The organism is Mucilaginibacter sp. RCC_168, assembly GCF_041355315.1.
In the GTDB taxonomy this organism is placed as follows: Bacteria; Bacteroidota; Bacteroidia; order Sphingobacteriales; family Sphingobacteriaceae; genus Mucilaginibacter.
Genome location: NZ_JBFUPN010000089.1, coordinates 1 through 510 on the forward strand (window position 1 = coordinate 1; position 510 = coordinate 510).

Sequence of the window (510 nt, forward strand, 5' to 3'; positions counted from 1 at the left end):
TGTCCGCATCGGAGCGGGAAGAATTACTGAGCAGTTTCAGTCATGGCGCTGTAACGGAGTACGGGGATGAAGATACGGTTGTAAGCCTGTTCGAGTCCACGGCATCGTTGTACGGAGAGCGTTGTGCGCTGACGTTCGGTGATAAGAGCCAGAGTTACCGTGATCTTAATGAGCGGAGCAATATGATCGGTCATTACCTTCGGGGCACGTATGGTATCGTTGGGGATGACCTGATCGGTATCATGACTGACCGTTCAGACCTGATGATCGCGGGTATATTGGGGATATTGAAATCGGGAGCGGGTTATGTACCTATAGACCCAGACTACCCGATGGACCGTCGTTTGTATATGCTGCAGGATTCGGGGGTAAAATGTGTTCTGGTAGTAGGCGGTGAGGGTCATGGGTTAGGCGGAGAGGTACCGGAGGTTGACCTGCTGGAGTTGCTGGCAAACAGCGTTCCTGCTTCTGCGGCAAACCTTCCTGCGTTGAATAAGCCATCAGATATTG

The 510-nt window shown here is 52.2% G+C and carries 1 protein-coding gene; it reads left to right on the forward strand.

Features of this window, described 5'->3' with window-relative positions:
• On the forward strand, window positions 1-510 hold a 510-nt coding region (locus AB6735_RS28085), incomplete at both ends, for an AMP-binding protein (protein WP_370999497.1).